Raw genomic sequence first — 24,684 nt, 5'->3', positions numbered from 1 at the left:
TTCGCTCAACGATAGGGCTGCATCCGTCGTGATCATGTCGGACCTGAAGGCGAAAGAGCCCGGAATCACCCCTCTCGCGCGCATCGTCGGCACCGGTGTCCCCGGTCTGCAACGAGGCCTTCCGCCGCCCAGGTGATCCCGCCAGCCCGCGAACTCCGCGTCGACGAGCAGCGACTGAATGTCAACGGTGGGTCGGACACCCGTTCGGCATGACCGGTGCGCGGATCACCAGCATCCTCATCAACTCACCGCAGACGCACGACAAGCAGTTCGGCCTGGAAACCATGTGCGTAGGCGGAGGACAGGGCATGGCCTTGATCCTCGAACGGCTTTCCTGACCCGAAGTCACATCGATCCAATCCCAGAGAGGAACCCCCATTTCGTGAGCGCAGCCCCTCATCCCGAACACCGCCGTACCGCAATCGTCACCGGCGCTGCCCGGGGAATCGGTGCCGCCGTCGCACAGCGGCTCGCAGCAGACGGCCACGCTGTCGCCGTCCTCGACCTCGCCGAGGCCGCCGCCCAGAACGTGGTCGACACGATCACCCAGGCCGGAGGCGCCGCACTTGCTGTCGGCGCAGATGTCTCCAAGGGAACCAATGTGGAGAAAGCAGTCGACAAGATCACAACGGAGCTCGGAGAACCGGTCGTTCTGGTCAACAACGCCGGCGTCACCCGCGACAATCTTCTGTCCAAAATGTCGGCCACCGACTGGGATACCGTCATGAACATCCACCTACGTGGCACGTTCCTCATGACCAGAGAGGTCCAGGGACACATGACACAGGCCGGTTTCGGACGAATCATCAACCTCTCGAGCGTGTCCGCGCTCGGAAACCGAGGCCAAGCAAACTACGCCGCAGCCAAAGCCGGGTTGCAAGGTTTCACCAAGACTCTCGCCCTCGAACTCGGCAAGTTCGGCGTGACCGCGAACGCCGTTGCTCCCGGTTTCATCGAGACCGACATGACAGCCGCAACGGCAGCGCGAATGGGAATGAAATTCGATGAACTCAGGAAAAGGGCGGCCGCCGACATCCCTGTCGCTCGAGTTGGGGTACCCGACGACATCGCACACGCGATCTCATTCCTTGCGAGTGAGGGAGCCGGATTCGTCTCCGGACAGGTTCTCTATGTTGCCGGAGGTCCCAAGATATGAAGACACTCAACGGAATCGACGAACTGTATGCCGTGGCGAACACTCGCTTCGGCTACTCGTCATGGCACACCCTCACCCAGGAGAAAATCGACACGTTCGCTGACGCGACGGGTGACCACCAGTGGATTCACGTCGATCCCTCACGGGCTGCTGACGGACCGTTCGGCGCCACCATCGCCCACGGACATCTGCTGGCCTCGATGATCCCGATGCTTGTATGGGAGGTCTACGCCGTCGACGGCGTCCGAATGGGAATCAACTACGGGTCGAACAAGGTTCGATTCCCAGCACCTGTACCCGTCGGCTCACGGATTCGGGCTGCGGTTGACATAACAGACGTTGAAACCGTTCCCTCGGGAGTCCAAGTCGTCACAGCAGTCACGATCGAACGCGAGAACGCCGACAAGCCGGTTTGTGTTGCCGAGATCGTTAGCATCTACGTTCCGAAGTAACCTCGCATATTTGAGACCCTACTGCGCGATCTGTGATGCGAACGCGGCCGGCCACGGGATCTGGCCGACAGTCGCAGAGTCAGCTGTACGCGGACACGCCAGACCCGCGCGTTCACTGTGGCGCTATGTCATTCAGGTGCGGGTCGAGCTACCGCGCCGCAGACGATCGCGGTGTTTCGTGCAGCGAGGTGACTGCGCAGTGCTGATGGTCGACAAGGACAAGGCACTCGTCCCGGAGCAGGGCCGCGACCCGGTCACATTGATAGGCGAGCATCCCGACGCGGCGGAGGCGGTGGCATTCTCTGCGATTCGCAACGGAAGACGAGCGAGCCGATAACCGCAGCGCAGCGCGCTCCTCGCAAGCGACATCATCGTCATCGATGGACTCTAGTCGTTGGTGCCGGCAATCCGCTCACCTCTGTGTGATCCTGGATAGCCGTTGCCATGCCGCTACCAGTCCGGTTGGACTCGTTGCCCTAGCAAGCTCTGTGTCCCGGTGAGACCGACGCGGGGCTTGGGTGCTTGGATCCGCCGCCGGCATCGTCATCCGGTCTGACGTGGCGGCGGCTCCTTGTAAGCGCTCGATGTGGCGGTGTGTGCGGCGGTGAAGGCGTGCGCGAGGGTATCGAACGTGCGCACCGCGTCCATGTCGGCCAGGGCGATGACCCCGGCGCAGGTGTTGAGGTACGGCGACGGTGGACGCCGCCACCTTTTCACGCGGTGGGGTCGTCTCGTCCTTCGCAGAGAGGTTCAGAATCCCGCATTGCGTTCGTCGACGGCGTATTGGCCAGTCGCAGTTTGCTCGTCCTCAATCCTGCCGTCGACGACCACGCGACACGTCACCGACGTACCGATGGTTTGGCCACCCGCTGCGATCGCAAAGGGCGAGGGCTTGTGCGGGAGGATGCATGGTGCGGTCACGTTCTGGTCTTGTTGTAGCGCCATTTGGCAACGAACCTCGTCAAGCTATTGAGCGTGTTCGATTCGGAAATGACCTCGTAGATGATCTTCTTCCGTTCGCCTTGCGGTTCGCATCGCTCGCTCATTGTTCGTCCGAGTGAGTTCGGGCGGCCCGCCCGGGCGGAGGTGGCCACTCGATGGCATCATATCCGCGGTGCCGCAGCTGAAGGGGCTGGTCGAATGAGAATGTTGCTGGTCGAGTGAACAGTGTTGCGACTCCGGAGCGGCGTCCCCGGTCCGAGCGCCGCCGGTCCGGCGGTGCGAACGGAAACGACACCTCCTTCCGTCCGGACATCGAGGGCCTGCGGGCGGTTGCGGTGCTGGCCGTCGTGCTCTTCCACGCCGGAGTGCCCGGAATCGGCGGTGGGTTCGTGGGCGTCGACGTCTTCTTCGTCGTCTCCGGTTTCCTGATCAGCGGACTGCTGTGGCGGGAGGTGGCGGCCACCGGCCGCGTCCGACTCGCCCGGTTCTACGGCGCCCGGGCCCGCCGGTTGCTGCCTGCCGGCTGCCTCGTGCTGGCCGCCACCGCGCTCGGCGCGGCGGTGTTGTTGCCGCCGCTGCAGGCCCGCGCGGTCCTTGGCGACGGGATCGCCAGTGCGCTCTACGTCGGCAATGTCCGGTTCGCCGTGCACGGCACCGACTATCTGGCCGCCGACGCGCCCCCGTCACCGTTCCAGCACTTCTGGTCCCTCGGCGTCGAGGAACAGTTCTACCTGCTGTGGCCGGCACTGATCATCGGAGTCGCCTGCCTCGTCCGCCGCCGGAGACGACGCCCCGACCACGGCACGGTCCGGTCCCGGCCCGACGATGCCGCGCCGTCGACGGGGCCGTACCTGGTTGTTCTTGCGGTGGTCGCCGCAGCGTCGTTCGCGGTCTCCCTCGACTGGACCCGGACGCTGCCGCCGTGGGCGTTCTTCTCGCTGCCCGCCCGGGCCTGGGAACTGGCGGTCGGCGGCGTGGTGGCGCTGACCGTGCACCACTGGCGCCGCCTGCCGTCGGTGATCGCCGCGACGGCCGGGTGGGTGGGTCTCGCGCTGATCGTGGCGGCGTGCGTTCGACTCGGCGAGCGGACGCCCTATCCGGGCACCGCCGCGCTGCTCCCCGTGGTGGGCACGGTCCTGGTGATCGGGGCCGGGTGCGCGACACCCCGGCTCGGTGTCGGGCGCGGGCTCGCGGCGCCGCCGCTGCGCGCGGTCGGCCGGGTGTCGTATTCCTGGTATCTGTGGCACTGGCCGGTGCTGCTGCTCGCTCCGGCCGCGCTCGGCCACCCGCTCGGACTCTCCGACAGAATGCTGGCGGTGGCGCTCGCCGGTGGCCTCGCCGTTCTCACGTTGCACCTGGTGGAAAACCCTGTCCGGTTCGCGGAACCACTGCGCCACTCCGCGGCCCGGAGCCTCGCCCTCGGTGGCACCGCCACCACCCTCGCCGTCTGCGCAGCCCTCGTACTGCTCATGATGCGGCCGATCCCGGTCGGCCACGGTGCCGCGGCCGCGGCACTGACCGTCTCGGCGCCACCGGTGTCGGCCGCCGCGGCCGTCGACCCGCACGAGGCGGCGGTGCAGCAGGTGACCGCGCAGGTGCAGGCGGCGGTCGCGGAATCGGCCGGACTGGCGGCGATCCCGTCGAATCTGACCCCCTCACTCGCCGACGCGCCCGCCGACAAACCGGCCGTGTTCGTCAACGGATGCGTGCGCTCGTGGCTCGAGGTCGGCCAGGACGAGTGCGCCTCCGGTGAGGTGGCCTCCCCGACCACGGTCGCCCTGGTCGGCGACTCCCACGCCGCGATGTGGTCCCCGGCGTTCGAAACAGCCGCCGCACAACGGCACTGGCGGCTCGAAACCCTGGGCAAGGTGACCTGCCCCCTGCTGGACCTCCCGCTGATCAGCCCCTACCTCGGCCGGGAATACACCGAGTGCGAGCAATGGCGCGGCGAGGTGGTCGACCGACTCCGGACCGAACGGCCGGAGCTGATCGTGCTGAGCATGTCCCGCCGGTACGGCGGCGACTTCGGTTTCACCGTGTACGGGCAGGCCTGGCTCGACAGCCTCACCCGCCTGGTCGCACAACTGCGGGCCACCGGTGCGGCGGTCCTGGTCCTCGGGCCGATCCCGGACCCGCAGTCGACCGTGCCGACCTGCCTGTCCGCCCACCTCGATGACGCCACCGCCTGCTCACCGGACACACCGGTGGCGATCGACGCCGCCGGCGTGGCCGCCGAGGCAACGGCAACCGCGGCCGGCGGCGGACACTACGCCGACCTCACCACGTTGTTCTGCACGGCCCACCGGTGCCCGGTGATCGTCGGCAACACCCTGGTGTACCGCGACGACAACCACCTCACACTCGAGCACGCTCAGGCGCTGACGCCCGTCGTCACCGCGCTCGCCGAACGCGCACTCGCCGCGAACTGATCGAGGTTTCCTCGAGCCCGCAGCCGGCTTCGGAGTCGACGACGCGTTGGCGCGACGCCGGTTGCCGTCGGCAGGCGTGCAGGGCCACCGCCCGTGTAGCCCGTCTCCGTGACGGAGTGTGTGATGTGTGCCCCCCGCGGCAGTGGCAGCGGCCCGTTCGATCTGGGACGTCGTGAACATGAGTGTGCCACTGACACAGTGCATGTCGGTGGCACTGTGGCAGGTGCTTGGTCAGGCCGACGCGGCGAGGGATTCGGCCGCCGGCGGAGGGCGACGAGTCGGTCGATGCGGTTGCGGCGTTGCGGTGCTGCTAGGTCTGTGAGACGGCGATCCCGGGCCACAGGGTCGCTGCGACCTTCTCGGCTAGATCTTCTCGATCGCTGTCACCCCGGAGAAAGGCGGCATAGTAGCTGCCGAAGCACATGGTGGCCACGGTGTGGGGATCGATATCGTCGCGTACTTCGCCCCGGCTGCGTAGATCGGTCAGCACGCCTTCGACCAAATTCACCCGTGGTTCCACGGCATGTTCACGCACGATCTCGAGTAGCTCGGGCGTTCGCAGGGCCTCACCCATGAAGTTGCCCATGAGAATCATCGCGTCGGGGTTGAAGTAGCTTGGGTCAACCCGCCGGATCGCCTCGGTGAAGGCTTCGAACGGCCGTAATTTCCCGAGCTCCAGATCCGGATAGGTCGCGCGTTGGGCGCGGAATCCGAAGTCGAGGGCGTCGACGACGAGCTCGAACTTTCCCGGCCACCGCCGATAGAGAGTGGGACGGGTGACGCCTGCATCTGATGCAATATCGCCCAATGTCATTCTCGAATACCCGTCGATGACGAGACGTCGACGAGTGGCCTCGATGATCGCGTCGTCCAGGTTCGGGTTGCGTGGACGGCCCCCGCGCGCATTATCGGTTTCCACGCTTTCGTGCGGGTCGATGATGACTTTCTTGTCCGCCATAGCCGCACTCTCCATCCGCTGTTCCATTACGCATCATTATTGTAACGTAGGGTACCGCGTGGTTTGCGTGCGTGAACCGCCGGAGCCGCCGTGTTCTCCTTCTGGGTAAGTTCTCCCGTCATCTCCGTCGTGGCGTAGGAGCACGGTGCCGAAATCGCGCCCGAATGTGATTATGGAACATCCGCAAATCCTGGTGGTAACGAGACCGATCCGCCCAGTGAGGTACCGGGCAGCGCCGAGGTGGCGTGGTCGGTCGTCCTACGGGAACTCCCGGGTAGGTGGTGAACGAGCGATGCGACAGTTCCGTTACGCATCTTGACTGTAACGTAACTGCGTCTTAGTGTGGCAACAGCCACAGAAGTGGCGTGAGTCCCATTCAGGAGTGCGTCATGAATCCCAGTCAGGCTCTGATCGATCGCAGCATCCCATTTCTCGGCGAGGTCAAGAATCGGACCGCCGGCGGCGAATTGGAAGGGTGGCTCAACACCAACTACGGTCCCGGGACCGAGCTGTACGACGACCTTGCGCGAATGATCACTGGGGGCGTCAACGACGGGTGGGCGGCGAATGTGGAGCTCGACGGACCGAAATATCGCCGCAGCCGTATCGCTTCGCCGAGCGAGGAGCTCCACTACTTCAGCGTCACCGCGGTCTACATGAACAGCATTTCCCGGTATCGGGGCCAATATCACCAGCATCCCTACGGTGAACTGAACTTGGTGGTACCCCTCGATCCCGGTGCGGAGTTGGCCGGCCCACGCGGATGGTGCGGCGCAGGCTGGACCGCGCCCGGACCGGGTAGCCATCATTACCCCGAGGTGCGAGGAGGTGCTTTGATCGCCCTGTTCTATCTGCCGGCCGGTCGGATCTCCTACGACATCACGCCCGCCGTCACCGCCTGATCGAGGAAAGAGGCGCATGCTCCATGAATGATGTGACCACCACCGCGCCGGAAGCGTCTCGGGCGGTACACCGGGTGAATGAAGACATGACCGTCGAGCAGGCGCTGCTGAGCAGGCGAAGTGTTCGTGCCTTCCTTCCGACGCCGGTACCGCGCCACGACGTCGAACGCCTACTCGCATTGGCAGCGCGATCTGCCAGCAATTCCAATTGTCAGCCGTGGCAGGTCCATGTCGTGACCGGTTCGGTGAAGACGCGCCTGACATCCGCGCTACTCGCTGCGCACGACTCCGAGGGGCGTGTGAGTGTGCGGGAGTACAACTACCAACCCAAGCCGGACGAATGGGCGGAGCCGTTTCGCACTCGTCGTCGTAGATTCGGTGAGGGTCTGTACGGCAATGCCTTGGGCATCGCGGCGTCGGACTCTGCGGCCAGACTGGCACACCATCGGCGCAACTACGACTTCTTCGGTGCTCCCGTCGGCATCATTCTCACGGTCAGTCGGCATCCACTCGACGGTGCTCTCGTGGACGCGGGCCTGTTCCTGCAAGCCCTGATGCTCGCCGCCCGCGGTGCGGGACTCGACACCTGCCCTCAGGCGGCATTCATCGACTTCCACCCGGTTCTGCGCGACCGCCTCGATATCCCCGAGGATCAGCTGATCGTGTGCGGGCTTGCGCTGGGGTACGCAGACCGCAAGCATCGACTGAACGAACACAGCACCACCCGTGAGGCTGTCGCGTCCTTCGCGACGTTCTACGGCGACGCCCCATAGGATTTCGCTGTCGGCGCGTAGCAACGCACACGTGGGACGCCCGCCTCGGATTCGAAGTCCGATGCGGGCCGTTCTCCGTTCGGACGGCTTCAGCCCCCGCAGGGTGCGCGGGGGCTGAGGCTGTCTTCCGGGAGCGCTTTACGCCACTGTCTCGATCTTCGACGGTCGATAGAACAGGAGAAGCTGGGTGACGCCGGCGAGGATTCCGACCCCTGCCGCAAGGACGAGGCCGGCCCACCCGTCGGCCGGGTTGGCGCCGAAAAGCATCTGATCGATGCTGATCTGTCCTGCACCGAGCATGGCAACGCACACGGCCGTTGTGGCAATGACGAAGGTGTATTCCCACCCCGACGTCATCACGTAAAAGCCCTTCGTGCGGTGCACAGTCCACGCAGCCACCAGCATCAGCGCCACAAACGCTGCCGCCGCGACGGAGGTGAATAGTCCCACCACCAGCGCAAGGCCTGCGGCGATCTCGGTCCCGGCGGCCACCCGTGCATGCAGGTGGCCCGGGCGCATGCCCAAGCTTTCGAACCACTTGGCATTGCCTGAAAGCCGGCCGGCGAGAAATATCTTGTGATACCCGTGAGCGGCCATCGTGAGCCCGAGGCCGACGCGTAGCAGCAACATGGCGAAATCGAATGCACTCATCCCCGTCGCCGTCCGGAAACCGCACTGGTGAAGTGTCTTTCGGGTGAGCCGGCCGTCCATGTCAGCGAGAAACAGTGTTGCCCGAGCGCCGCCTCTGCGGCTGAACCGTTTGTGCTCATTGTTCTCCTTTGAAGGTGTTGGGTAGATCAGCCGCGGCGTCGCGGGCACGTGATCGGATTACGCGCCCGTCCGGTCCGGAGGCTGGTGTGTGCGCCACTCGAGTGGGACGGCGCACTTCGCCGGACGATTTCTGGCACGCCGGCAGTCGAACCGTACGACGCAATTACATTACAGTCAACATGCGTAACGTAATCGAATTGGCTCGGATCGGCACCGGATACCTGTTCGAGCGATGTCGAAACACGGCGCAGGCATCCCTTTAGATTACAGCTATTGACTGTAACGAAATGCACTTCTATGGTCTTCATCACCGGCTTCGATGCACGGACCTCCCTGCAGGCTTCGCGACGCGTGGCGAAGACCGGCCCGAAGACCCATCAACTCGCATCTGAGCGAAAGTGAAGTCGCACATGGCCTCTGAACTCTCGAGTTCGCACACATCCGTCACCGAGACAAGCGTCGGTGAACTCATCGACGGGCGGCCCGTGGGCCGCTTCCACTACCTTCTGCTCGCGCTCGCCGGCGCGGTCATGTTCCTCGATGGCTTCGACACTCAGGCAATCAGTTTTGTCGCCCCTGCGATCGCACGCGAGTGGGGTCTACCTGTTTCCTCCCTGGGGCCAATCTTTTCCGCGGCCATCGTCGGCCTGATGGTCGGATACCTGTGCCTTGCGCCGCTGGCCCAGCGATCCGGGCAGCGACGCGCGGTCATCGTCTGCACCGCGACATTCGGAATCTTGACCCTCCTGTGCGCGATCGCAGAATCACCGCTTCAGCTGATCGCACTGCGATTCCTCACCGGAGCTGGGCTCGGCGCCGCCATTCCCAGCCTCGTCGGTCTGGTCAGTGAGTTCGCACCGGCGCGGCGCCGCTCATCCTTCGTGATGTTCATCTACTGCTGGTACGCCTTCGGATTCGTCGCAGCCGGTGTCGTCTCCGGACTGGTCATCCCGCTGTGGGGGTGGCGCGCGATGTTCGTCGTCGGGGGCGCCGTACCTGTGGTGCTGTTGATGTTCCTGCTGCGCTACTTCCCGGAATCCCCCCGATACCTGCTCCAACGCGGTGCCGGCGACCGCGCCCACGCCACGTTGCGCCGCCTCGATCCCAACCTGCCCTCCGATGCCATCGTCCTGACAGATGCGCCAGGCCTCAGTCACCCCGAGGCAACCTCGAAGGAGAAGGTCTCGGCTGTTCTCGACCTCGTACGAGGCCGGTGGTTGCTGAACACCCTTCTGCTTTGGCTTGCATTCGGTGCAAACCTGGCAGCGTTCTATGCCATCCAGAGCTGGCTTCCGACAATCGTTGGCTCCCTGGGCGAATCGTCACGTGTCGTCATCGCAACCACCGTTCTCACGACGGTTGGTGGCATCGCGGCCGCTGTCCTCATCGGCCCTGCGATGGACCGAACCAGCCCATTTCGCACCCTCGGGGTGGTCTATCTTGTCGGTGCCGTATTCGTGGCCTTGCTCGGATGGGTGCTCGGCGGCGCCGGCACGGGTGTGCTCCTGGTTTCCGCCTTCCTCACGGGGACTTGCGTTACCGGAGGCCAGATGAGCGTGATCGCCTTGGCGGCTGTTCTGTATCCGACCGACATGCGCCCGACCGGAGTGGGGTGGGCACTCGGAATCGGCCGACTCGGCGGAATCGCCGCCCCCCTGATCGTCGGTTCCGCGCTGGGCGCGGGTATTTCGCCTCGCGAGGTCTTCTTCGCGTTGGCAATCATCCTCGTCGCCGCGGGCCTCTGCGTGCTAGCCCTCGAACGGCGCGTGCGAACTCAGCGCCGCGCAGCGAGCTGATCGAAACACCGGAGAGGTGAGGTCGTCGAAAGCGCGGCCTACCCGGCGTCGACGCGGCGCGCGGTGCCGAAGCGGCGTTGGTAGGCGGCCGGCGACATCGACAACTCCCGCACGAAGACTCTACGTAGGCTCTCGTAGCTGGGGAATCCGGCGAGTGATGCTGCCTGCGTTGCATTGTGTCCCTGGTCGAGCATCGCCTTCGCCAAGTCGAATCGGACCAGCTCGACATACCGGGCAGGTGTGGTGGACAACTCGGTGCGAAAGAGTCGCGTGAGATGTCGAGGGCTCACGTTGAGGTGCCTGGCGAGTTCGGTGAGGGAGTGGTTCCCGGCGGGGTCCGCCGTCACCAGATCCACAATTCGGCGAAGGGCTGGTGTTCGCGGAGGTGGCCCTTGGAGTGGAGCCGAGAATTGTGATTGTCCGCCCGCGCGCTGCAAGTAGACCACCAGGCGTCGGGCGACGTCGCGCGTAAGATCGGGGCCATGGTCCTCCTCGACCAGCGCCAGCGCGAGGTCGAGGCCGGCGCTCACGCCCGCGGACGTGTACGTCGTGCCGTCGCGAACATAAATCGAGTCGGGTTCGACGTGGGTGGTCGGGTGCCGGGCGGCAAGCTCGTGTGCGACTTTCCAGTGCGTGGTCGCGCGCTTGCCCTCCAGGAGACCGGCCGCGCCGAGGATGAATGCCCCTGTGCAAATGGAGCCGACCCGAGCAGCTCGCGTCGCCAGCGCGCCCGTGGCCTCGACGAGGTCACGAGCGATGGCGGTTCGCGGGTAGATGTCGCCGCCGGCTACGAGGAAGGTGTCGGGGGCCAGCTCCGATTTTGCGTCGCCGCCAACGGAAAGTGTGATTCCGATAGACGATGCAACATCGGCACCCGTCGGCGACAACAGCACAATCTGGTAGTCGGCGCCGCACCGATTGGCCTCCGCGAACACCTCGGCGGGGCCTGCGACGTCGAGCAGCTTCACCCCGTCATAGACCAGGATCGCGACCCGATGCGGATGGGGGCTCGTGTGCACGCGCTCACCTCCTGTCCGGATTCGGGTGACTCATGGCCGGACCGAGGCAGCGGTGAACGCGCGATACACGGCACCGTGGAGGAACGGACACACCGTCCGTTCTACAACATCGAAACCCGAAAGTGCAGGGCCATGACCGAGATCATTGCAGGAGTAGAGATACCTGAGACCGAGGTGGCAACCGAAGCCACTCACGTCATCCGGGAAACGACGAACCCCCTGCTGTTCCATCATTCGCGGCGCGTCTTCCTCTTCAGCATGCTCCAGGCTCGCGAACTCGGCCTGCAGCCCGACCCCGAGCTGCTCTACGTCTCTGCGCTCTTCCACGATTCCGGCCTCCTCACTCCCTACTCGGCCGTCGAGCAGCGGTTCGAGCTCGATGGAGCAGATCATGCTCGTAAGTTCCTGCTCGATCGCGGTTTCTCCGACGCCGCCGCCGAGGTGGTCTGGACGGCCATCGCGCTTCACACCACGCCCGGGATTCCCGGCCGGATGGGGGACGAAGTCGCCGCCACCAACTTCGGTGTCCTCACCGACGTGGTCGGGCTGGGGCTGGACCGACTGTCCGCGGACCAGGTGGAGGAAATCACCGCTGCCCATCCGCGAGGCGACTTCAAGAACGGGTTTCCGCAAGCCTTTGTCGACGGGCTCAGCCACCGGCCGGACACGACCTACGGCACCGTCAACGCCGACGTACTCGAGCACTTCGTTTCCCGGCTTCCGCCGCACGAGCATGATTGATCGCATCACGGGGTCCGCCTGGACTACATAAGGCATCCCGTCACCATTCGATCCCGTCTACAACCATCGGCCCCGTCCCCGGCGATCGGCCCATCTGCTCGGAAAGAAGACAATGACCAGCGTAAATCTCGGTAAGCAGCACCCGTCCGTGTACCAGAGTCTGATGAAGCTGGACACCGAGGTGAGGGCCGCCCTGGACGCGGCGGGAGTGGACCCGCTCCTCGTGGAATTGGTGAAGATCCGCGTCTCTCAACTCAACGGCTGCGCGTTCTGCCTTCGTCTGCACACCCGCGACTCTCTTGCCAAGGGAGAGACTGCGGATCGACTCGCGGTCCTCGCGGCGTGGTGGGAGTCGCAGTACTTCACCGATCAGGAGCGCGCGGCGCTCGCTCTCGCCGAACAGGTCACCTCCCTCGCCGTTCCGGAACGGCGAACCTGGGATGACGGCTCCCTCAACGACGCACAGGTGTCCGCGGTCAGCTGGCTCGCGACCGTGATGAACGCCTGGAACCGAGTCGCGATCACCAGCCACTACCCGGTTGCGCCGTAAGCATTGGTTCGGTGAGCTGATGTTGTTGGGCAGGACGTCCGAGTGCCGGACGCCGGATCGGCTGCTCCGCGAGACACGATCGGGGCGCAGCGGCACGCTCGTGTTGCGCGGGGCCCCGGGATCGGAAAATCAGCGTTGCTGGGCTTCTGGCTACCGGAGAGAAGGCGCGCACGCGTACGATCGAGAACGTTGTCGAGCTCACGGCCCAGGAAGCTCACATCGCAACCCTGAGATCGGTGGCCTGTTGTTCGTCAGTTCCCGCGCTGTCGAGTGGCTCCGGCACAACGTATATTCCAAGCTGGGCATCGCGTCGCGCAGAGAGCCTCGTAAACTGTTGTCCGGGAACGGATACTCGCACTCGCCGACATAGCGTATGCCCACGCCTGCGGACTCCGTCTCGGGGTCCTGAGGTAGCAGTTCCTTCGTTCGGAAAGTTAGCCCGAGCCGCGCCGTCAAGCAGGATGACGCTGACGAACGCGGGTACGGCGACGCGATTCGGTGACTCGGTTTCGCAGTCCTTGTCTGGATTTGAGGACAGCGTGGCAGAAAGGACGTGGCGCGCAGGCTGGGGTTGCGACATTCTGAGTTCACGGACCAGGGCAACCGTGCCGCCGGATGAGTGAGGAGAGCAACAATGACCGAAACCATTGCTGGAGTAATGATTCCCGATACAAAACTTGTCTCGGAGGCGACCGAGTTGGTCCGCGACGCCGCCCCGCCACTGCTGTTCGATCATTCCCGCCGCGTTTACCTGTTCGGTATGTTGCAGGGGCAACAACGGGGGATCGTTCCGGATCCGGAACTCTTGTATGTGGGAGCGATGTTTCATGATCTAGGCCTGACGGAGCAGTACCGCCGCACCGATCAGCGGTTCGAGGTCGACGGGGCCGACGAAGCTGCTCGATTCCTTGCCTCCCAGGGTCTTCCCGACGACGTCGTGCGGCGGGTGTGGACCTCGATCGCCCTCCACACCACGCCTGGGATTCCCGAGTTCATGGAGCCTGAGGTGGCACTGGTGGCGGCCGGCGTGGAGACCGATGTGCTCGGGATCGGATATCACGATCTCGAACAGAGTGTGATCGATGCAGTGACCGATGCTCATCCTCGGCCTGATTTCAAGCGGCGAATTCTGGCCGCGTTCACAGAGGGATTCAAGGATCGGCCCGGCACGACCTTCGGGACCGTCAATGCCGACGTTCTGGGCCACTTTCTTCCAGGGTTCGTCCGCGACGACTTCGTGAAGATAATCGAATCGAACGCGTGGGCGGAGTGAGAACTCGTGCCTCGTCCGAACGTCGCCGTTCGTGACTCTCTATAAAGTGCGCCGCCGTGTTTCACGATGCGGGTTCCCCCATTGACTGGCCTCGCATGCTGGACGGTAACGAACCGCCCAGTACTGCAACGGCACTTGCTTGGCACGTAGCTGATACTTGTTGGGTGGACGTCGATTTGGTTGTTGCGGAGCTGGAAGCGTTGCACGAGCGTGTGTCCCGCCGGTTCGCGCGGTCGGAGCCGAGGTCCCGGGTGCGTGAGTGCGTCGCCGGTTTGGCCCACTCTGGAACGCGGGAACGGGTGGACGCCGGCCGAGCGCGCCGGTGAGGTCTTTGCTGAGACGCGTGCGTAGCCGATCAGCATGTGTTGACCACCCGGGGGTAGCCGGACAGATCCATCAGGAGGTTGTCGACGGCGTCCCGGAGAAACGGATCCTGAGCAGATGGTGTCCGAAGCCGACGTGCCTCGGCGAGGGTGATAACGCCCTGCAGGAGAAGTTTTTCCACCATTCGCTGGTCCTCACGCATCAACCAACTCATGCCAGTCGGACAGGATCGGTCTCGGCGCGCGCGCTCATCACAACAGTGTAAGCAGGCGAAAGGAATCGGCACGTCCGATAGCGAACGTCCGCCGGTGCGGCGGGGGCCGGCGGACGTTCCCACTGTGCGGGAATCGCTAGGCACTGGCTTCCGAGGAGCCGTCGCGAGGTCGGCGGGCGCGTTTGATCGCCCGGTACACCGTCGACCGACCAACCGAGAACAGATCGGCGAGTTCGGCGGTCGAGTACTCGCCTGACGCGTCCAGCTCGACGAGGTGTCCTTCCTGCCGTGGGTTGAGCTTCGGTTTCTTGCCCTTGAGGTATCCTTTCGCCTTCGCGATCCGCATCCCCTCCCTCGTTCGTGCCCGAATCAGGTCGCCTTCGAACTCGGCGACCATTGCCAGGACGTTGAACAACAGGCGGCCGACCGGGTCGGTGGGATCGTGCAACGCGGCCCCGATCTGCAGGCACGCGTGCCGAGCAGTCAGCTCGTCGACGATGTCCCGGGCATCCGGCAACGAACGAGCCAGGCGATCCAACTTGGTCACCACGAGGGTGTCGGTGTTCCGGCAGGCTGCAAGCGCGTTCTGCAGGCCGGGCCGCTGGCGATTGGCTCCGGTCAAGCCGTGATCGACGTAGATCCGTTCCGGTGAATCCCCGAGTGCCAGCAGAGCCTGCTGCTGTGCGGTTAGGTCTTGCTGATCGGTGGATACTCGTGCATATCCGATGTACATCGCTGATTCCAATCTCTCGGACACACAACGCCGAAGGCGTGGTGCTTGGAAATCAACGGTCAAACATCATCGACGAGTGCGACTAGAACCGCTCCCGATGGCTACTGCTCCGCTGGTGGATCACCATTCCGTTCTCCGATAGGTGTTCGTACTCACGAGTACGCTGACCTGCAGCAGGGTCGGGACAGTGTCAACGTTGGAGGGGCGCGATATGCGCTGTTCTGCGATTCTTCGGTCGTCCGTCGCCTGGGTCGTGGGATCCGTGGCTATCCTCGTCCTTCCCCTCTGCTCGGCCGCCGTCGCGACGGCGAACCCGCCTCCGAGCCAGGCGACGACGACGGTGTTCCAGGTCCCGGTGCGGTTCGTCGTGGGATGCCTGGGCAGTACGTTTCCGTGCTGGAACCTGCCGCCGGTGACGACCGTGTCGCCGTCGGCAACGATGGGTCCACCCGGCGTGGTGACCTTCGCAACGGAGCCTGCAGCGAACTGGGCCTACTGCGTCGACGTGATGGTGAATTGGCGGAATCTGAGTACCGGTGTCGTCGGCACCGCCGCGCTCCAGATCGTGGAGCGGGACTACACGCGGCCCATCGCGCCGGAGGATTGGTGCCGATACGCTCCCGCAACGGCGATCACCGGCCGCGGCACGGTTGTCGCGGTCGCCGACGTCGACACGGTCGTCCCTTACGGCTTGTGGGGTTACAAGATGCTGGTCCACCCGGGGCTCGGCAACTTTGAAGTCCCGTAGTGCCGATATCGGTGACTAGAGCGATCCTTAGCGATCCGTCGCCCGCAAGCCCAACCGTCACCGGGACGATCTTGGCGCCCAGCGAGTGCTGACCGCAGCCGGAGTTCTTCCCGTAAGTCGATCCGCGACAGGCGACGGGTTCTGTGCCGCAGGCGCTATAGTCCGCCGCCTACACCGCCGCCACTGCTGTTGAAAGGAAAAATGTCAGTATGAGAGCCGTCCATGCGCCGAGGCGAGACCGAGGAATAGGAGCTCGGTTTCCGGTCAGGGAGTAGCCCTCGGAGGCCACGCAGGAGGTCTTGAAACGTCATCCTCTGGAACCAGCGCCTCGAGTCGGGCACAGTCTCTGACACGTACGGGATCGGTTCCTTGCGTACGTAGTGCTCCATAACCCCAGGTTAGTCGGCACCGAGCGTCTACGTTCTCGCTTGCGTGGACCGCAATCAGGTCGTCATACCGCGCGGGTGACACCGCTGATTCGCCGTCCCTTCAAGGATCGGCTAGCGGTATGGCCCCAGCGACTGTGTTGGGCTTGGCGATGGCGACGCGGCTGTATCGCGCCGATTCAGTGGTATCTGGTGTACCTGACTGTCGACCGTCACGTAATTCCCCAGGGGTGTCCGTCACGTAATTCCCCATGCTCGGGCGTGCTGAGTCGAGGGTAACCCGAGCGGGTGGGGGTGCGGATCAGGTTGCGCCGGCGGTGCGATGTCCGGGTCGTTTGCGGGGTCGGTAGGACGGTCCGTCCATCAGGGTTTGGTGGCTGGTGTTGATGAGCCGGTCGAGGAGCGACTCGGCGACGACCGGGTTCGGGAACAGCGGGTACCAGTCCTTCGGGGCGCGGTTGCTCGTCAGAATCAGCGGTTTGCCGGCGATCGCCCGGTCGGAGACGAGATCGTAGAGGTCATCCGACTGGGTGGTGGTGTGCTCGCGCATCGCGAAGTCGTCGATGATCAACACCAGCGGACGGGTGTATTCGCGCATCCGCTGACCGATGGTGCGGTCGGCATGGCCACCGGCGAGGTCGGCAAGCATGCGGGAGCACTTGACGAAACGCACGTCCCCACCGCGGCGGGCGACATGATGCCCGAGTGCTTGTGCCACATGGGTTTTGCCGACCCCAACGGGTCCGTAGAGAATGACCGACTCGCCGGCGTCGAGCCAGCGCAGGGCGGCCAGGTCCCGCAGCATCGCCGCCGGGAGTTTCGGGTTCGCCGTGAAATCGAAGTCCTCGAACGTGGCCTGTTGCTCGAACCTGGCCCGCCGCAGCCGGCGGGCCAGCGCCGCCGTTTCCCGGCGGGCGATTTCGTCCTCACACAGCACTTGGAGGAATTCGAGGTGTCCGAGCTGCCCGTCCCGGGTTTGGGCGAGCCGGGCATCGAGCGTGTCGAGCATCCCGGTCAACTTCAATGTCTTCAGTGCAGCACGCAGGCTGGGATCATGAATGGTCATCACAGAAACCTCCTGGTTCAACGTGATTGCAGGACAGTTGGGTGGAGTCGAGATCAGGCGGTGCGTTCGGCGTCGAAGGCGTCGGGTCCGCGCAGGAACGCCGGCGCCGGCGCGGCGGCCGGGGCGGGCTGTCCGTCGTGTTCGGTGCCGGCGGCGAGGATGCCCTTGACGGTGCGGTAGCTGGGGTCCCCGACCTCGAGGGCACGGGCGCACGCCGCATTCAGGCGCCGATCCTCGTAGCGGTCCCGCAGCCGGACGATGCCCTGGATCGCCCGCAGCCGATGCAACGCGTTTACCTGCGACAACTCGGCGACCACGGCGACCGCGCCGGGACCGATCTGCTCGGCCTGCGCCCTGCACCAGGACACGGTCTGCAGTGTGTAGGCGATCTTGTGCGGCGGGTAGTGCTCGGGGTTCGTCGACCGCCCCGACAGGTGCAGCACGTGGGTGGCGACCACCTGCTCGGTATGGAAGATCTGCACCACGTCGCCGCTGGTGCGAATCAGCACCTGCTGGCCGATCAGCCGCCAGGGCACCGAATACAGGGCCTTGCCGGCCTTGACATGACAGTCCGGGGCAACCTTCCCGGCCTGATAGAGGACCGGTTCGAATGGTCGCGGTGGAAGCTGTGTGAGACGGTGCTTTTCGATGGCCTCGAACACCGCTGTCGGCTGCGCTCCGTCGAGACCGCGGTGCTGGTGCCGGCCGTAGACATCGGTGCACCAGGCCAGGGCGGCGTCCTGCATCTGCGCCAGTGAGGTGAACTCCCGGCCCTTGAAGAACGAGTCGCGGATATAGGGCATCGGACGCTCGATCCGCGGTTTGTCCTTCGGCTTGCCGGCGCGAGCCGGGTCGATCAACAGCCCGTAGAACCGGGCGAGCTCGGCATAGGCGCGGTTGATCTTCGGGTCGTACAGGTCCGGCCGGTCGACCCCGGTTTTGAGGTTGTCGCACACCATCCGGGCCGGGACGCCGCCGAAGAGCTCGAACGCCGCGACGTGCGAGGCGCACCACGAGGTCTGGTCCATCCGCAGCACCGGCTGGACGAACAGCATCCGCGAGCAGGTCAGGATCATCGCGAACGCCCATACCGCCACCCGACGGTCGGTGGCCGGATCCCGCCACATGCCGAGCTTGCCGTAGTCGACCTGGGCCTCGTCGCCGGGCGGGACCGGGCCACGGGGCACCGTCACCTTCGTCTCCGCCACCTGATCGGCGAATCGCGCTGCCACATAACGACGTACCGTCGACTCGGACACCGCGACGCCGTGGTCGTCACGTAGGCGTTGCGCAATCGTCGCGACCGTCACCGACGCGGTCAGCTGCCCGTTGATCCAGTCGTGGTGCGCGGCGATCGCCGGCCACGTCACCGCCCTCGCCGACGGGTCGCCGACCTCCGGAAACCACCCCGAGATCAGCTCCCGCCAGAGGGCCTCGTCGAACTTCCCGCCCTCGCCGTGCGCCAGCCCCGCCGCCAACGCGGGTGCCAGGTATTTCCGGATCGTCTTGCGGTCGATCCCCAGGGCCGTCGAGATCTGCACCTGGGACCGGCCGGCATGCCAGTGCCGGAACAACTCCATCAGATCGGTCATCGTCCACGTTCTCCTTGCCACCGTCAGGCCCCTTCCCGGGCCCGTTGTCGATGGCCCAGTCAGGAGCGAACCTGCAGCAGCACCCGAACCCCGGCCGACACGCCCCAGGGTGGGGAATTACGTGACGGCAGGGTGGGGAATTACGTGACGGCCGAACCCCTCAACCTGGGGAATTACATGACCGCTGACACCTGACCGACGGTGAACGGTCACCGAACACGATCATGGAGTACGCGCACGGTCTGAAGTGTGCCTGTGCTCCGATACCAGGCGTCTGGCGCGCTCCCTCGGCCGGACACCGCGCCCAATCGTCAGACAAATCACGGCGCAGACGACGAGAATCGGAGGCACGCATTCCGTCCGCTACCAGAATAGGGAGCTGTCATGACTCTCATATCCGAGTCGCGGACCACTGTTCTCCGGTGTGGCGCAGCCTCACCGCGGCAGGGCTGACACCGACCGGCACCGTGCTACCCGCGCTCGCACACTCCCTCGTAGAAGCCCGCAAGTAAACCGCCACCTGCAATCCCCGAGAACTCGCGTGGCGCCGTCATCGAGTGGTAGCCAGTACGCCATTCGCGATCCTCGTCGCGACGCCCCTGCTGCGCAGCCTCGATACGGCTGTTCTGTCGATCCGACCAGGCCACAGCGCTCTGCGCTGTCCGCGATTGGGGAGCCGAAGGTGACCTGGGTGTGCCGGGGTCGACCTCATCAGTCCTTGGTGAGCCCGTTGATGACGATCTGGGCCATGGTGGCCACGAGTCCTTGGATCTGTGTGTCGTCGGCTCGGAGTCGATCCGCGCGCCATCGCAGGGCGAGGATTCCGTTCCATGCTGCCCAGAGCACTGTGGCGGTCATCGTCGGATCGATGTGGGCGGGGATGGTCTCGTCGGCGATGCCGTCGGAGATCGCTGTGGCGAGTTTGGTGTTTTGTTCTTCGATGAGGTCTGCGACGCGGGCGAGTGCGTTGGGCTCGTTCGGTGGATCGGCGAGCAGTCGGAATTGGTGTGGTCGTTCGACGGCGAAGCGGGTGTACGCCTCGGCGGCCCGCAACACCCTTTCGATCGGTGTGCCGGGGGCGGCGTAGGCAGCGTCCATGTACTGACGGTTCTCCTCGAACGCGCGCTCTGCGACTGCGATCAGAAGCGCCGAGCGACCGCCGACCCGGTTGTAGATCGTTTGGACCGCGACATCGGCCCGTGCGGAGACTGCGTCCAATGTCAGTGCGTCGGAGCCGACCTCGAGGATCAGTTCTTCCGCGGCGTCGACGATGGCGCGGGAGTTCGCCGCCGCACGCCGTGTCGTCCGGGTCAAGCCCTCCGTAGTCATGCTTCCACTATAGACGCACAGCTGGATTCGATCCCATTGTTGGAATGCCTTCCATTTTTGGAATGGATTCCATACAGTGAGTGACGGCGGTCATAGTGGCTCGCCAGTGCAAAGGAGTGAACGGGCATGGGAAAACGTCTCGACCTGCGGTTTTCGTCAGGTGGTGTCAAGTGCGCCGCGTGGCTGTATCTACCCTCGGGGGAGCCTGCGCCGGTGATCGTGATGGCGCACGGTCTGGGGGCCGTTCGTGGCATGCGCCTCGACGCCTTCGCCGCGCGATTCACCGACGCGGGGTATGCATGCCTGGTGTTCGACTACCGCCACTTCGGCGACAGCGACGGTGAGCCGCGGCAGTTGCTCGACATCGATCGTCAGCGCGACGACTGGCGGGCCGCCATCGATTTCGTTCGATCCCTTGATTCGGTTGATGGAAGTCGAATCGTGTTGTGGGGGACCTCGTTCGGTGGCGGGCATGTCATCGCCGTCGCGGCATGCGACGACGACATTGCCGCAGTGATCGCGCAGTGTCCGTTCACAGACGGGCCGGCTTCGGTGCTCGCGATGCCGCCGCTGGCCTCGATGAAGGTCACCGCCCGCGGCGTGGCCGACAGCATCGGTGCCAGATGGGGCAAAGATCCGTTGCTGGTTGCCACTTCGGGGCCTGCGGGCTCGACGGCGCTGATGAGCGCACCCGACGCACAGCCCGGTTATCTGGCATTGGTGCCGCAGGGCATGGCATTCACCAACGAGGTCGCAGCTCGGATCGCATTGGCTGTCCCATTCCGCATTCCCGGCCGCGCCGCACGCAACGTGCGGTGCCCGATCCTGTTCGCCGTGTGCGAGAACGATTCAGTGGCACCCGCGAAAGCGACACTGCGCCACGCCCGTACAGCCCCTCGGGGTGAGATCCGGCTGTACTCCGAAGGCCACTTCGATATCTACGTCGGTGAGGCGTTCGAACGAGTCGTCGCCGACCAGATCCGGTTCCTGGCCACGCACGTACCGCCCACACCTTCGGATGCGAAGGACCACACATGATGCCCCGCTATCCCCTGACCGGGCGCACCGTCGCCATCACCGGTTCCACCGGCGGCCTCGGCACTGCACTCGCCGCCGCTTTGCGGGCCTGCGGCGCGAACCTTGCCCTGCTCGATCTCGATGCCGACCTCGCCGGGGCGCAGGCCAGTTCGCTCGGATCGACAACGGTGGCCCGCGGCTGGCGCGCCGATGTGCGCGATCTGTCGAGCTTGGAGGCCACGCTCACGGAAGCGGCCGAGCACTTCGGGCGTCTCGATGTCGTGATCGCGGGTGCGGGAATCGACACGATGGCGCCCATGGCGACACTGGACCCGGCCGGGTTCGAACGAGTCATCGACATCAACCTCACCGGCGTCTGGCGCACCTTCCGCGCCGCACTCCCACACGTGAGTGCGCACGGCGGTTACCTACTCGCGATTTCCTCGCTGGCTGCGTTCGGGCACTCTCCGCTGCAGGGTTCCTACACTGCGAGCAAGGCCGGAGTCTGGGCGATGTGTGACAGCATCCGACTCGAGGTGCGCCACCTCGGCGTCGGTGTCGGCAGCGCCCACCCCACCTTCTTCCGCACCACCTTGATGGACGACGTCGTTGCCGATCCCGCCGGTCAGGAACTCTGGGGCGGCAACGAAAAGGGCCTGTTCAAGATGATCCCCATCGAGACCGTGGTCGATGCCATTCTCGCCGGGATCGAGAAACGTGCCAAGGTGATCGTTGCGCCGCGGGCCAATATGCTGATGGCGAAATTCCCCGGGCTGCTACGCCCGGTGGTCGATCGGTCATTCGACCGCCGCAGCGTCGTCCGCGCGATCGAACTGGCCGACCCGACCGGGTGGCGCGACCGCACCGCCGTCGACCGGTACGCCACCGTCCCCGCGAGCGGTTCCATGAAAGTAGCGGCACCTCGTCCTGCCGCCCCGAACGAGAGCGTCTGAATCCATGCCCACAAAAATGCGTCTTTCCGGTAAAACCGTCCTGATCACCGGTGCCGCAGGAGGGATCGGCGCCGCAAGCGTCGCCGCACTGCACGCCCGCGGTGCGAACACCGTGCTCACCGATCTCGACCAGGACGCTGTCGACAAGGTCGCCGCCCGACTCGGCGACACCCGCGTCCTACCACTGGCCGTCGACGTCACCGACACCGACGGACTCCGCGACATCGTCGAACAGGCCGTGGCCAGATTCGGCAGCCTCGATGTGGTCGTCGCCAACGCCGGCATCGCCGCCGATCCACCGGCGACCATCGCCACCATCGATCCCGCCATGTTCGAGAAAGTGGTCGAGATCGATCTGCTCGGCGTGTGGCGCACCGTGTACGCGGCGTTGCCGCACATCATCGCCGCTCGCGGCCACGTCCTGGTCACGGCCTCGGTCTACGCGTACTTCAACGGCACTGTCAACGCGCCATACGCCATGGCGAAAGCGGGGGTCGAACAGTTCGGCCGAGCACTGCGCACCGAACTGGCTATTCACGGGGCCACGGCCGGCGTTCTCTATCCGGGCTGGGTTCGGACTCCCATCGCCCGTGCCGCGTTCGGGGACAACGATCTGATCACCGCGATGCGCGAACAGCTTTATCCCAAGTTCCTTGCCTCCGCGATCGAACCCGAGGTCGTCGCCGGCCGGATGGTCACCGGAATCGAGAACCGGTCGGCACGCATCATGGTTCCCCGGCGTTGGCAGCCGATCTCGGCGCTTCGAGGCATCGTCAACCCGCTGATCGACCGATCACTCGAACGCAATACACGACTGAAGGCAATGCTCGGCCAACTCGAAACACGAGCCCGGGCCCGTGCTGCGATCAGCGATGGCGATCCGATCGGCGGGTAAGCCAAGCACCACAGGCCCCGGCACGCCCGTCGAATGCGAAAGCCGGTGCCTACCGGCGGGCTACGTCATATCCGCCCGAAAATTCGGCCGATGCTACGGCGACCCCAACTGACATTGCCAGTGTCAGTGTCGAAGTCGAGTCTTGGCGACGACGATGTGGATGCCGGCGTCGCGGAGTCGGTCGAGATGGTCCCGGTTGGTTGCCGAATCGACGATCACGGTGTCGAAATCGGATAGGGGTGCCATGGCGTGGAGTGCGCGTTGGTCGAATTTGGTGTGGTCGGCGTACAGCACCCGCTTCTGGGCGGCCTCGAACATCGCCCGCTTCACCTGAACTGTTTCGTGATGCTGGTGGAAGCAGACGTCGTCACGATGGCGGGGGTCGACATGAAGAAGACGTCGGCGCAGGCTCTGCAGCGCGGCGGTGGTCACTGCCCCCATGTAGGCATCGCACCACTGGTAATACTGCCCGCCGGTGGAGATCAGGGCGACGAACCGAGAAATCCCCACCGACCAGGCGCTACGCGAACTTCGTTGGTTTCTGCGCCATTACTGCCGGAACCCCTATCTGCCATGACACCGCGACCGCTCGAGTGGGTGTGGTCACCATGCCCAGGCGGGGACAGGGTAACGCCCTCTGCGTTTCGAGCAGCGGCGCCGGTACCACGTTCAGTCGCCGCATGACCGCTTCGATCGGGTTCTGTGCGGGCCAGTCCCAGCTTCATGGCTCTGCTCCGTCTCGGCGGAAACCAGCCGAGACGAAGTCCAACGGGCTGCAGACCGGTGCGATCATGCATCGGCGGGTGCATGTCACGGTTCAGCCGGTTTCGAGGTCCTCGCGCCCCCGCACGACGAAGTTCCCTAAGAAATCCCCGGTCACTGCGACGATCCGGTCGATCTCGGCGATCAATCCAGGGCCATCGCGCAGTAGTCCATCGGGGTCGGTGACGTCGCTGGCGCCTCCGAAGTTGCGGAGAACGAAGGGATTCACCTGTTCGTTGACGAAGGAATTGTAGGGATTTGTGAACTCGTCGAGTGTCGGGATGAGCTGCATGCTCCCCACCAGGAAGACCATGTTGACGGTCTTGATTGCCGCCTCTCCCTTCTCAGAGAGGTCGTCGAATGCCGCCCGGACAGTTTCCCGATCGGGAGGATTCCTCATCAGCGTCCCTTTGACGTATCCGAGTCCTTCGAGGTACTCGATGACGCCGGTCATGAGATCCGCGTAGACCCTTTGCCGGTTCTCTCGCACCTCTTTGGCTACTGCGACGGTCTCGTTTCTCACCAACTCGTTTCTGCTGACATAGACGGCTGATCCGGCCGAGACGGCGCTGGACACGATTGCTGCGCAGAGGGCGGTGGCCAGGGCGTAGCGGCCGGTGCGGCTCGCGGCGCGGATATCGCGTTCCAGGCTCCCGGTTGACGCCGTCACTGGTTCCGATGTGTCCGAGGTCGGCGCCGGGGCGGGTGGCCGGGCGTCCGGCCCGTTCTCGGGCTCTGGTGTGCTGTCAGTATCCATCGCAGGCCACCGATCCTCGTTCTACCTGAGTCACGCTGCTGGTGCGTATCAGTGTGTTCGAGCGACCAGGCCCTGCGCAGAGTATTCGGGTACTCGAACCGAGCCGCCGATGTGCACCACTGGCTGCGTAGCGACTTCTGCAGGGT

Annotated in this window: 24 protein-coding genes and 3 pseudogenes; 15 read left to right on the top strand and 12 right to left on the bottom strand. The window is 64.8% G+C overall.

Annotated features, from left to right (window positions below):
• Positions 1-4: 4 nt before the first annotated feature.
• From H0B43_RS13510 to H0B43_RS13500, 3 genes and pseudogenes are all read left to right on the top strand, one after another.
• Positions 5-338: pseudogene (locus H0B43_RS13510) on the top strand (acetyl-CoA C-acyltransferase); the annotation flags it as partial.
• Positions 339-382: 44 nt separating this feature from the next.
• Positions 383-1,156 carry a 3-oxoacyl-ACP reductase FabG gene (fabG, locus tag H0B43_RS13505; protein WP_185727435.1) on the top strand — a complete coding sequence of 258 codons (774 nt, stop codon included), beginning with the start codon at positions 383-385 and terminating at the stop codon, positions 1,154-1,156.
• Positions 1,153-1,608, top strand: a complete 456-nt coding sequence (locus tag H0B43_RS13500) for a MaoC family dehydratase (RefSeq protein WP_185727436.1) — start codon at positions 1,153-1,155, stop codon at positions 1,606-1,608. The genes fabG and H0B43_RS13500 overlap by 4 nt, the downstream gene beginning before the upstream one ends.
• A 543-nt stretch (positions 1,609-2,151) precedes the next feature.
• Here H0B43_RS13500 and H0B43_RS13495 read toward each other — a convergent pair.
• Complete coding sequence (locus tag H0B43_RS13495) at positions 2,152-2,325, bottom strand: hypothetical protein (protein WP_185727437.1); 174 nt, start codon at positions 2,323-2,325, stop codon at positions 2,152-2,154.
• Positions 2,326-2,525: 200 nt separating this feature from the next.
• Positions 2,526-2,702 carry a hypothetical protein gene (locus H0B43_RS13490; protein ID WP_185950066.1) on the bottom strand — a complete coding sequence of 59 codons (177 nt, stop codon included), beginning with the start codon at positions 2,700-2,702 and terminating at the stop codon, positions 2,526-2,528.
• 66 nt (positions 2,703-2,768) lie between these two features.
• Here H0B43_RS13490 and H0B43_RS13485 point away from each other — a divergent pair, with 66 nt between their 5' ends.
• Entirely contained in the window at positions 2,769-4,979 is a 2,211-nt protein-coding gene (locus H0B43_RS13485; protein ID WP_185727438.1) for an acyltransferase family protein, read from the top strand.
• A 310-nt stretch (positions 4,980-5,289) separates the two neighbouring features.
• Here the strand turns inward: H0B43_RS13485 and H0B43_RS13480 are convergent, their stop codons facing one another.
• A complete protein-coding gene (locus H0B43_RS13480) occupies positions 5,290-5,937 on the bottom strand; it encodes a TetR/AcrR family transcriptional regulator (RefSeq protein ID WP_185727439.1) in 648 nt (215 codons plus the stop codon).
• Positions 5,938-6,326: 389 nt separating this feature from the next.
• On the opposite strand from H0B43_RS13480, the gene H0B43_RS13475 reads away from it, so the two are divergent.
• Positions 6,327-6,839: a DUF4863 family protein gene (locus H0B43_RS13475; protein WP_185727440.1), complete on the top strand. Its 513-nt coding sequence runs from the start codon at positions 6,327-6,329 to the stop codon at positions 6,837-6,839.
• An 86-nt stretch (positions 6,840-6,925) separates the two neighbouring features.
• Positions 6,926-7,612: a nitroreductase gene (locus tag H0B43_RS13470; RefSeq protein WP_252189795.1), complete on the top strand. Its 687-nt coding sequence runs from the start codon at positions 6,926-6,928 to the stop codon at positions 7,610-7,612.
• Positions 7,613-7,750: 138 nt separating this feature from the next.
• Here the strand turns inward: H0B43_RS13470 and H0B43_RS13465 are convergent, their stop codons facing one another.
• Complete coding sequence (locus H0B43_RS13465) at positions 7,751-8,263, bottom strand: DoxX family protein (protein WP_185727442.1); 513 nt, start codon at positions 8,261-8,263, stop codon at positions 7,751-7,753.
• 530 nt (positions 8,264-8,793) lie between these two features.
• Here H0B43_RS13465 and H0B43_RS13460 point away from each other — a divergent pair.
• The gene (locus H0B43_RS13460; protein WP_185727443.1) at positions 8,794-10,179 is read left to right on the top strand and encodes an MFS transporter; all 1,386 of its coding nucleotides are present in this window, start codon (positions 8,794-8,796) and stop codon (positions 10,177-10,179) included.
• Between the two features lie 38 nt (positions 10,180-10,217).
• Here H0B43_RS13460 and H0B43_RS13455 read toward each other — a convergent pair whose 3' ends face one another.
• Positions 10,218-11,198 carry a GlxA family transcriptional regulator gene (locus tag H0B43_RS13455; RefSeq protein WP_185727444.1) on the bottom strand — a complete coding sequence of 327 codons (981 nt, stop codon included), beginning with the start codon at positions 11,196-11,198 and terminating at the stop codon, positions 10,218-10,220.
• Positions 11,199-11,330: 132 nt separating this feature from the next.
• Here H0B43_RS13455 and H0B43_RS13450 point away from each other — a divergent pair.
• The 4 genes and pseudogenes from H0B43_RS13450 to H0B43_RS13435 all read left to right on the top strand — a co-directional run.
• A pseudogene (locus H0B43_RS13450) lies at positions 11,331-11,970 on the top strand (HD domain-containing protein).
• A gap of 81 nt (positions 11,971-12,051) precedes the next feature.
• A complete protein-coding gene (locus H0B43_RS13445; protein WP_185727445.1) occupies positions 12,052-12,489 on the top strand; it encodes a carboxymuconolactone decarboxylase family protein in 438 nt (145 codons plus the stop codon).
• 634 nt (positions 12,490-13,123) lie between these two features.
• A complete protein-coding gene (locus H0B43_RS13440; protein ID WP_185727446.1) occupies positions 13,124-13,762 on the top strand; it encodes an HD domain-containing protein in 639 nt (212 codons plus the stop codon).
• A 164-nt stretch (positions 13,763-13,926) separates the two neighbouring features.
• A pseudogene (locus H0B43_RS13435) lies at positions 13,927-14,092 on the top strand (IS701 family transposase); the annotation flags it as partial.
• Between the two features lie 25 nt (positions 14,093-14,117).
• On the opposite strand, the gene H0B43_RS13430 reads toward H0B43_RS13435, so the two are convergent.
• Together H0B43_RS13430 and H0B43_RS13425 are read right to left on the bottom strand one after the other, a co-directional pair.
• Positions 14,118-14,270 carry a hypothetical protein gene (locus H0B43_RS13430; RefSeq protein WP_185730166.1) on the bottom strand — a complete coding sequence of 51 codons (153 nt, stop codon included), beginning with the start codon at positions 14,268-14,270 and terminating at the stop codon, positions 14,118-14,120.
• Between the two features lie 166 nt (positions 14,271-14,436).
• A complete protein-coding gene (locus tag H0B43_RS13425) occupies positions 14,437-15,033 on the bottom strand; it encodes a recombinase family protein (protein ID WP_185727447.1) in 597 nt (198 codons plus the stop codon).
• A 262-nt stretch (positions 15,034-15,295) separates the two neighbouring features.
• Between H0B43_RS13425 and H0B43_RS13420 the strand changes: the two genes are divergently transcribed.
• Entirely contained in the window at positions 15,296-15,781 is a 486-nt protein-coding gene (locus tag H0B43_RS13420; protein ID WP_312033778.1) for a hypothetical protein, read from the top strand.
• A 687-nt stretch (positions 15,782-16,468) separates the two neighbouring features.
• On the opposite strand, the gene istB is transcribed toward H0B43_RS13420, so the two are convergent.
• The 3 genes from istB to H0B43_RS13405 all read right to left on the bottom strand — a co-directional run bounded on the left by istB (position 16,469) and on the right by H0B43_RS13405 (position 20,154).
• Positions 16,469-17,233, bottom strand: a complete 765-nt coding sequence (istB, locus tag H0B43_RS13415) for an IS21-like element helper ATPase IstB (RefSeq protein WP_072816447.1) — start codon at positions 17,231-17,233, stop codon at positions 16,469-16,471.
• Positions 17,234-17,286: 53 nt separating this feature from the next.
• A complete protein-coding gene (gene istA / locus H0B43_RS13410; protein WP_185723831.1) occupies positions 17,287-18,825 on the bottom strand; it encodes an IS21 family transposase in 1,539 nt (512 codons plus the stop codon).
• A 711-nt stretch (positions 18,826-19,536) separates the two neighbouring features.
• Entirely contained in the window at positions 19,537-20,154 is a 618-nt protein-coding gene (locus H0B43_RS13405; protein WP_185727449.1) for a TetR/AcrR family transcriptional regulator, read from the bottom strand.
• 126 nt (positions 20,155-20,280) lie between these two features.
• On the opposite strand from H0B43_RS13405, the gene H0B43_RS13400 reads away from it, so the two are divergent.
• Genes H0B43_RS13400 through H0B43_RS13390 form a run of 3 tightly spaced genes read left to right on the top strand, consistent with a single transcriptional unit; the run spans position 20,281 to position 23,019 of the window.
• A complete protein-coding gene (locus tag H0B43_RS13400) occupies positions 20,281-21,192 on the top strand; it encodes an alpha/beta hydrolase (RefSeq protein WP_185727450.1) in 912 nt (303 codons plus the stop codon).
• The gene (locus H0B43_RS13395; protein ID WP_252189796.1) at positions 21,189-22,124 is read left to right on the top strand and encodes an SDR family NAD(P)-dependent oxidoreductase; all 936 of its coding nucleotides are present in this window, start codon (positions 21,189-21,191) and stop codon (positions 22,122-22,124) included. The genes H0B43_RS13400 and H0B43_RS13395 overlap by 4 nt, the downstream gene beginning before the upstream one ends.
• A gap of 4 nt (positions 22,125-22,128) precedes the next feature.
• Complete coding sequence (locus tag H0B43_RS13390) at positions 22,129-23,019, top strand: short-chain dehydrogenase/reductase (RefSeq protein ID WP_252189797.1); 891 nt, start codon at positions 22,129-22,131, stop codon at positions 23,017-23,019.
• A 123-nt stretch (positions 23,020-23,142) separates the two neighbouring features.
• Here the strand turns inward: H0B43_RS13390 and H0B43_RS13385 are convergent, their stop codons facing one another.
• Positions 23,143-23,529 (bottom strand): DeoR/GlpR transcriptional regulator, encoded by a 387-nt coding sequence (locus H0B43_RS13385; protein WP_185727451.1) that lies wholly within the window; start codon positions 23,527-23,529, stop codon positions 23,143-23,145.
• 307 nt (positions 23,530-23,836) lie between these two features.
• Positions 23,837-24,451, bottom strand: a complete 615-nt coding sequence (locus H0B43_RS13380) for a hypothetical protein (protein ID WP_185727452.1) — start codon at positions 24,449-24,451, stop codon at positions 23,837-23,839.
• Positions 24,452-24,684: the final 233 nt, after the last annotated feature.

The organism is Rhodococcus sp. 4CII (genome assembly GCF_014256275.1).
In the GTDB taxonomy this organism is placed as follows: domain Bacteria; phylum Actinomycetota; class Actinomycetes; order Mycobacteriales; family Mycobacteriaceae; genus Rhodococcus_F; species Rhodococcus_F wratislaviensis_A.
Note: the sequence above shows the minus strand (reverse complement) of the source record. Positions and strands in the feature narration are given on the sequence as shown.